General features: G+C 62.2%; 11 protein-coding genes. 4 read left to right on the top strand and 7 right to left on the bottom strand.

Annotated features, from left to right (window positions below):
* Positions 1–160: 160 nt before the first annotated feature.
* The 4 genes from F2Q65_RS19055 to F2Q65_RS19040 all read left to right on the top strand — a co-directional run bounded on the left by F2Q65_RS19055 (position 161) and on the right by F2Q65_RS19040 (position 2,169).
* The gene (locus F2Q65_RS19055) at positions 161–757 is read left to right on the top strand and encodes an SAM-dependent methyltransferase (RefSeq protein WP_150094980.1); all 597 of its coding nucleotides are present in this window, start codon (positions 161–163) and stop codon (positions 755–757) included.
* Between the two features lie 254 nt (positions 758–1,011).
* Entirely contained in the window at positions 1,012–1,194 is a 183-nt protein-coding gene (locus tag F2Q65_RS19050) for a hypothetical protein (protein ID WP_246156391.1), read from the top strand.
* Positions 1,195–1,690: 496 nt separating this feature from the next.
* Positions 1,691–2,023 carry a recombinase zinc ribbon domain-containing protein gene (locus F2Q65_RS19045; protein WP_211354115.1) on the top strand — a complete coding sequence of 111 codons (333 nt, stop codon included), beginning with the start codon at positions 1,691–1,693 and terminating at the stop codon, positions 2,021–2,023.
* Between the two features lie 5 nt (positions 2,024–2,028).
* Positions 2,029–2,169, top strand: coding sequence for a hypothetical protein (locus tag F2Q65_RS19040; protein ID WP_246156390.1), 141 nt, complete (start codon positions 2,029–2,031; stop codon positions 2,167–2,169).
* A gap of 15 nt (positions 2,170–2,184) precedes the next feature.
* On the opposite strand, the gene F2Q65_RS19035 is transcribed toward F2Q65_RS19040, so the two are convergent.
* From F2Q65_RS19035 to F2Q65_RS19810, 7 genes are all read right to left on the bottom strand, one after another.
* Positions 2,185–2,688: a GNAT family N-acetyltransferase gene (locus F2Q65_RS19035; protein WP_150094979.1), complete on the bottom strand. Its 504-nt coding sequence runs from the start codon at positions 2,686–2,688 to the stop codon at positions 2,185–2,187.
* Positions 2,685–2,963, bottom strand: coding sequence for a type II toxin-antitoxin system TacA family antitoxin (locus tag F2Q65_RS19030; RefSeq protein WP_150094978.1), 279 nt, complete (start codon positions 2,961–2,963; stop codon positions 2,685–2,687). Before F2Q65_RS19030 ends, F2Q65_RS19035 begins: the two co-directional genes overlap by 4 nt.
* A gap of 382 nt (positions 2,964–3,345) precedes the next feature.
* Positions 3,346–3,846: a GNAT family N-acetyltransferase gene (locus F2Q65_RS19025; RefSeq protein WP_150094977.1), complete on the bottom strand. Its 501-nt coding sequence runs from the start codon at positions 3,844–3,846 to the stop codon at positions 3,346–3,348.
* Complete coding sequence (locus F2Q65_RS19020) at positions 3,843–4,136, bottom strand: type II toxin-antitoxin system TacA family antitoxin (RefSeq protein ID WP_150094976.1); 294 nt, start codon at positions 4,134–4,136, stop codon at positions 3,843–3,845. Before F2Q65_RS19020 ends, F2Q65_RS19025 begins: the two co-directional genes overlap by 4 nt.
* Before the next feature lie 311 nt (positions 4,137–4,447).
* Complete coding sequence (locus F2Q65_RS19015) at positions 4,448–4,963, bottom strand: RloB family protein (protein WP_211354114.1); 516 nt, start codon at positions 4,961–4,963, stop codon at positions 4,448–4,450.
* Positions 4,960–6,390: an AAA family ATPase gene (locus tag F2Q65_RS19010; RefSeq protein ID WP_211354113.1), complete on the bottom strand. Its 1,431-nt coding sequence runs from the start codon at positions 6,388–6,390 to the stop codon at positions 4,960–4,962. Before F2Q65_RS19010 ends, F2Q65_RS19015 begins: the two co-directional genes overlap by 4 nt.
* A 67-nt stretch (positions 6,391–6,457) precedes the next feature.
* Positions 6,458–6,816: hypothetical protein (locus F2Q65_RS19810; protein WP_211354112.1), on the bottom strand; the 359-nt coding region annotated here is incomplete at its 5' end.

Below are 6,816 nucleotides of genomic sequence, written 5' to 3'. Positions count from 1 at the left end.
GCCAGCCGCCAGCCGCCAGCCGCCAGCCGCCAGCCGCCAGCCGCCAGCCGCCAGCCGCCAGCCGCCAGCCGCCAGCCACCAGCCACCAGCCACCAGCCGCCAGCCACCAGCCACCAGCCACCAGCCACCGCCCTTTCTAGATTAAGACAGACGACATCTTATGTGGGACCAACGCTTCGACCGTGAAGACTATCTCTATGGCACCGAGCCGAGTCAGTTCCTGGTTGCACAGACCGATCTGTTGCGCCCGGGGCTGCGGGCGCTGGCCGTCGCCGATGGCGAGGGCCGCAACGCGGTCTACCTGGCCGAGCGTGGGCTCGCGGTCACGGCCATGGACAGCTCCCGGGTCGCCCTGGCCAAGGCGCGGACGCTAGCCACGGCCCGCGCGGTCGAGGTCGACTTCCAGCACGCCGACCTGCAGCACTGGCACTGGGCACCCGAGGCCTACGACCTGGTCGCGGCCATCTTCATCCAGTTCGCCGAACCGGCACTGCGCTCGGCGATCTTCGCCGGCATGCAACAGACGCTGGCCCCGGGTGGGCTGCTCCTGCTACATGGCTTCACGCCGGCCCAGCTCGCCTACGGCACCGGCGGCCCGCCCTGTGCCGAGCTGCTCTATACGCCCGAGCTGCTGCGGGACGCCTTCGCCGAGCTGGAGATCCTGCGGCTCGAGGCCTACGAACTCGAGCTGCAGGAAGGCACCGGCCATGCCGGTCCTGCGGCGCTGATCGATCTGGTCGCGCGCAAGCCGTTCTGAGCCCGGCCGTCGCGGAGCGATCCTGACCACGCACGCCTCCATCCGCCCAACCCTGCTGCCCGCCCTTGGCGCCCTTGATCGCCCCCTGCCTCGGCGCGTTGGTGCTGGGTGTTTGCCCTCCTGCTGCTGATCACGCTGACCACGGCCGTGCTGTTACTGCACGTCGTCCCGGAGACCCTGCGCCAGCACAGCGACAGCCGCGCCTCCTCGGGCTGCTGCGCCAATGCCGGCGCGTCCCGCAGCATCGCCAGGGATTGGCCTATCTGGCCACCGCTTCGGCATTCAGCGGCGCGGCACGCTTCGGTGCCGGCGCACTCAGCGGCTCGCTGATCAGCCTGCTGCATGATGGCACGGCGACTCCCCTGCTGCTGGGCATGGGCGTAAGCGGGCTGCTCGCTGTCAGTGTCCGTCTGCTGGGCTGCCGGCATCACCGATGACTAACCTGGGGCCGCAAGCGACGTGGCCCGGAAGCGGTGATGAAGCCTGTGTGTCGGGACCTGCCGAGAACCGCAGAGATCTGCCAAAGCCTGTCTGGGACCGTGGGCGCTCGCGCCGGCCGTAAGGGTTCTATGGCGGCTGGAGCAGCGATGAGGTGATTGGCCCCTTCAAGCGCACGGCGACCGTCCTCCAGGCGATGGCTATCATGCTGCTCCAGGTACACGGCTAACTCCGCTTCGACCGCCTCGGCGATCGGCTTGCGCGCCCCTGGCGCAGCAGCGCGTGCAACGGCTCGCTCTCCTCGCGCTCTGGTTGTGCAAGAACTGACAGCGTAGACCTGGGTCTCGGCGTATCCACCGCTGTTGACTGTGATCGTGCAAGTGATCAGTCAGCAGGATACGCCATCCCTCCAGGGCGGCGCTGTACACCAGAAACGACAATAACTCGCCACGACTACGGGACAGCGTCCACGCGATCCTGGAGACGAATGGCCGGGTGCGCGGCAACACAACGCGGGCCAAGGTTCCCTATCTGCTCAAGGGCATCGTGTTCGGCAACGGTGGCCGCGCATTGTCGTCGTGGTACACCACCAAGAAGAATGGCCGGCGCTACCGTTACTACGTGCCCCAGCGGGACGCCAAGGAACACGCGGGCGCCTCGGGTCTGCCGCGACTGCCCGCCGCAGAACTTGAATCGGCGGTGCTCGATCAACGGCGCGCGATCTTGCGTGCCCCGAATCTGCTCGGCGACATGCTGCCGCAAGCGATCAAGCTCGACCCGACACCGGACGAAGCCAAGATCACCGTGGCCATGACCCGAGCTATGTGAGTCGGATGGTCAACCTGACGACGCTGGCGCCCGATATCGTGGTGGCCATCCTCGACGACGCACTGCCGAACCACATTACATTGTTCGATCTGGCGGTCGATCCGCCGGCGCTGTGGGATGAGCAGCGGGAGAGAGTCGGGCTCTGAGGTGGGGACACCACCTCAGCTCAACATGCCCTTGAGGTCCTTGAGCATCAGGAACAGATGGTACGGATCGGTCGGGCTAGGCTCGAATTCCCAGGATTCGTACCACTGCCGCGCTGCGTCGTCCTTGGCATGGACCAACAGGCAGCGAATGCCGGCGATGTCGGCGGCCTGTGCGGTACGCAGCAGCGCATCCTTGAGCAAGGCCTGGCCCAGACCTTGACGCTGATGCTCCTTGTCCACGGCGAGCCGGGCCAGGATCACGACCGGCACCGGGTGGCGCGCCAGCCTCTTCATCACTCTCGACGGCGCGGCTTCTGGATCGACGCTACCAACGGCCAGGCTGTAGAAGCCGACCACCACGTCACCCTGGCAGCAGACATAGGTCTGCGCGCTGTTGGCCTTCTGGTTGACGAGCGCATAGCGCTGCAGGAACTGGTTCAGCGCGGCCTGGCCGCAGTCGAACGCATCGACCTGATCCGTTGCAGTGAGCTTGCGAACGGGTGAGAAGTCATTGCTCAACCCAGCACCCCAGGTTCACGCAGCAACTTCTTCAGACGCGGCTTGCTTTGCACCGGGCGGTCCAGCGCCTTCTGGAAGGCCTGCCACTGCGTGTCGTCTAGCACGAAATGGCGACGATCTGCCAGCGTCTGCGCGGCCGCCGTCACGCCTGCGTCGAGCAGGAACTCGCTGACGTTCTTGTGGCAGGCGCGCGCGGCTTCCTGCAGCAGTTGTTTGACTGGCGTGCTGGCACGAACGTCAATGCGTTCGGTCTTGGAAAGATTCAGGGTGCTCATGGTGCCCCTCCGGGCGGATAGTGGATGCCTCTATTGTAGTCGTCCTGACATTGTCCGGACAAGGCGTTTCTTGTCTTGGCTACCATCCTGGCGTGTAATCCCGCGTTGCAATGTGTCGCTGGTGCTCTATGACTACCGACGAAACGCACCTGCAGCGTTATACACAGTATGGCATTGGTATTGATGGCGGACGGTTGACGCACGGAAAACCGGCTACCTGGATTAGATAGCACTCCTGCGGGTTGCTGCTTCCCGGGCGACTTCGGGGGCACCGGCCGCACCAGACGTTGGACAGCAGCCGCTGCCGGATGTCGGCAGGGATGGACTCCCAGCGCTGACGGGCGGGTTTGGTGAAAGTAGGCAGTGATGCGATGGTCATGATTCAGCGCACCCAGCGACGGGCGTCCTTCAAGAGCAGCAGCAATTGCTGTTCGCGCAGCGGTGACGCGATGAACCCGAACCGGGTGTAGAACCTCGCCGCTTCTTCATCGATGGGGTGGGTCAGCATGGCACGGATGCCCGCCTGTTCGGCAACCAGCATCGTGCGGCGAATCGCCTCCTGCAGCAGGCCAAAGCCTATTCCTCGCCCCTGGTCCACCACCGAGACAGCGAGCCTCGCCAGAATCACCACCGGCAACGGGTATTGCCCCATCCCCTTGCGAATGCGCTCCGGCGCCTCCAGCGTGTCGACTTGTCCCACGGTCAGACTGAAGTAGCCCGCCACGCGGCCATCATCCTCAGCAACGACGAAGGTCTTGGCCGAGCCACTGCCCTGCGCCTGGTGGGCGTGGCGCAACAGCCAGTCATTCAGCGCGGGCTTACCGCAATCAAAACCGTCCAGCCGATGCTGCGCGGCCAGAGGCTCCGGTGCGCGCAACGTCACTTCGTGTCCCAGGGCGCCTTGCGGGCAAACAGATCACGCAACCCCTCGTTGGCCTGTTCGGGGCGATCCAGCAGATCCATCAGGGCCTGGTACTGGCTGCCCGAGACCATGAACAATCGTTGATCCAGCAGCGTCTGCTCGGCGGCCAGGCACGCGCTGTCGAGGATGAAGTCGGTCAACGACTTGTGGGCCACCTCGGCGGCACGACGCAGCACCACCTCCTGTTCGGGGGTGGCGCGCAGCCCAAGTCGGGCAGAGCGGGCGGAAGGCGACGATGCAACGGCAGTCATGGCAGCACCTCTTTTGTTAGATCAACTGCCGCAATGTTAGTACAAGTGACGCACATCGTCTAGTTGCACAGGTGGCCGGTACCCCGCGTGTCGCGGGGATTTCAGGCAAGAAAAAATATTTCACCCCATAGGGGGTGAGACCTCTGGATTTACCACCGCAACCACCGCAAAGGCCATGAAAGCCTTGTATGGCAAGGGTTTGGCGTGCGGTGGTCATCCACCGCAAGAGACAGCGGTGTTCACCGCACCACCGCAAAAGAAAAGGACGCCCGAGAGCGTCCTGGATGATGGGGGATCGAATTGGTTGAGGTTCAGACCTGGAGAATGTTTTCGACCAGCTTGTAAACCGTGGTGCCGCCAAGGGCGCGTGGCCAGTCGGCACAGGGAGGATTGTCGCGCAGCCTGGCGCGGCGGATGGCTTCATCGATCCGGTCGCGGGTGATCTTGCGTGGGTCGATCCCCTTGTCGTAACCGGGAAGGTGCCGCTTCAGCCGGTCGCTGCAATCCCGTGACGACGCGATGCCGGTGCCGTCCTCGAAGTGGAGCAGCAGCCAGTATTCGAACTTGGGATTGCTGAGGGCGAAGCCGTAATTGTCGCGTGCCCGAGCCCAGGCATGAAGCTGGTCCAACTGTTCGTCGGTCCACTGATCCTTGTCCACCACAAGCCAGGCCTCGTCGGAGGATCTCAGCTCCTCCTGACGGAGATGGTCCTCCATCCGCTTCAGTACCTGGGGAGGGGAGCTATCGTAGCTGCCTTTGAGGCAGTTCACCCGGATCACCGACTGTTGGTCATTGAAGATGGCGAAATACGGCGGCTCGGTCTTCACGCCTTCCACCGCGAGCACAAACAGTTTTCGGTAGCGACGCTCGCCAAGGGGTCTCTGGAATTTGCGTCTCTTCGGCGGCAGCAGTCATCCCCCTCACTTTCTTCGGTGAGGCAGGGATTGGTTAAAGCGCCTCCCAACAGAATCCGGGGAATTCCACCCAGTCGTCCCTGCAGGTAGCTCTTGCGGATATCCTTGTCATACCGGACATCCTTGTACTCGCTGAAGGAGAACAGGTTCGAAGCTCCGGTGGCGTCTCTTTCGGCTACCCACATCTCGTCACGGCGCAGGAGTTGCTGATCCATGAGCAGCACGTCATGGGTGGTCAGCAGCAATTGCGTTCTGGTTTCCGTGGAGCAGTTGGCCAGGTACGCTTCGAGCAGTCTGCGTATTAGCAGCGTGTGCAGGCTGCGGTCGACCTCGTCGATCACGTATACCTTCTTCGAGAACTGGGCCGAGAGCTCAAGAAACGCGGGCAGCAGATCGATCACCCGCTGTGAGCCGTCCGACTCCTGCCGGATCTCGAACTTGGCTTCCGTGCCGTCCGCCTTCGGATGATAGGTCACCAGCTTCTTGGCGATCAGTTCGCCACCTTTGCGGGTCACCACAAATCGCTCGTTGATCGGCTCGGTCAGCAGACGAACGGTCATGCCTTCCTTCACGTCTTCCTGCAGCTTGGTCTTCAGTGGCTCGGGCAGTGGAATGTTCTCGAACGGAATCTCCTCGCCACCCAGATGCGCGATGCCGGTATCGAGCTGCGGCAGCATCTCGTTCATGGTCGAGTAGAGCGGGTGCCCCTCGTCGAGGAACTGCTCGAACGGTTCAAAGCGGGAATCAGGCGCGACCAGCTCGAGCGTGTCCTTGAACCAGTCGTAGACCGGCCGGAAATTGTCGACCTTCTGAGAGACCGAGTTGGTCAGGAAGAGTTGATTGTCCCGGGTCCCTTTGAAGGCGAACTGGAGGAACTGGTCCTTGGCCAGGGAATCATCGAAGTTGGGCTTTCCGTCCCGACGGTGGTAGAGCACCTTTTCACTGGTGCTCGTAATGGCCACCAGCTTCTCTTCCAGAACCGCCTTGCGGGTCACCGCGAAGCTGAACTCGTAAATGATCTCGTCGATCAGCAGCTCGAAGCCAAACCGTGACGGCTGATCGGCCACCTTGGCGTCCAGCCGGAACGGCTCGACAGAAATCAGGCTGTCGGGCTGGGTAACCTTGACGACCAGTGCCTTGGCGAAACTCAGGGCCTTGAAAAAATTGGTCTTGCCCGACGCGTTGCCGCCATAAATTGCCGCAACCGGAAGAACTCTCGTCTGGTACTTGCCGAGCTTGGGAACCCTGTCTCCATGCTGGCGCTCCCTGCTGGCGACCATCGAAAATGTGACCTGGTTGCGGAAAGACATCCAGTTTTCGAGTGAGAAACTGACTATCATTTTACCGCCTCCTAAAGTGAAATATTCGCTTTATCATGCTTTAAAATAGAAATATGTGGCCTGAAAATCAATAGTAAAGAGAAAATATCTCATTAAGTATGGTTATAAAATTGCCAAGGAAGGTCTCGAACAGGAGTTCAACTCGCTGGATGCGCAACGGGAATCGGCAGAACACGATATCGAAGCTCAGAGGATGCGGGGCGGATAAGGTCGAGATCCGCGAGACCGGAATCGACATGGAGCTGCGCACCAACGGGCTGACAACGCTCATCGCCGAGCTGGCTGGTGTGGCATGCGAAGTCACCGAACGGAGGGCAAGCCGATGAAAAAATCGTCTGGAACGATTTTTGACGCCCGTCAGGGCGGCCCCGAAGGGGTGAGCCCCAGGGACGGGGCGAACAAAATGAAGCCGACCATTACCGTTGC

This window comes from Thiohalocapsa marina (assembly GCF_008632335.1).
Taxonomy (GTDB): Bacteria; Pseudomonadota; Gammaproteobacteria; order Chromatiales; family Chromatiaceae; genus Thiohalocapsa; species Thiohalocapsa marina.
Note: the sequence above shows the minus strand (reverse complement) of the source record. Positions and strands in the feature narration are given on the sequence as shown.